Source organism: Paraburkholderia sp. SIMBA_027, assembly GCF_046535315.1.
GTDB classification, from domain to species: domain Bacteria; phylum Pseudomonadota; class Gammaproteobacteria; order Burkholderiales; family Burkholderiaceae; genus Paraburkholderia; species Paraburkholderia tropica.
Map to the genome: position 1 here is coordinate 1 of NZ_JAWRWY010000173.1, position 376 is coordinate 376.

Sequence of the window (376 nt, forward strand, 5' to 3'; positions counted from 1 at the left end):
GGCTGATGTTCTCGCGGATGCCAGTGAACATCTGACGCGGCAGCGTCGTCTGGTCGGCGCCCGCGAGGAACAGCGTGACCACCACTTCGTCAAACGATGTCGCAAAGGCGAAAAGCGCACCCGACATCACACCAGGTGCGATCACCGGCAGCGTGACGCGGAAGAACGTCGCAACCGGATTCGCACCCAGCGACAGGCTCGCACGCACGAGGTTATGGTTGAAGCCCTGCAGTGTCGCCGCGACGGTCGTGACGACAAACGGGGCGCCGAGCGCCGCATGCGCGGCGATCAGGCCGGTATAGGTGTTCGCGAGTCCGAGCGGGGCGAAGAACAGGTACATGCCGACGCCGACCACGACGACCGGCACGATCATCGG

General features: G+C 64.9%; 1 protein-coding gene. It reads right to left on the reverse strand.

Annotation, left to right across the window (positions count from 1 at the left end):
* Positions 1 to 376: ABC transporter permease (locus SB764_RS38645; RefSeq protein ID WP_410866559.1), on the reverse strand; the 376-nt coding region annotated here is incomplete at both ends.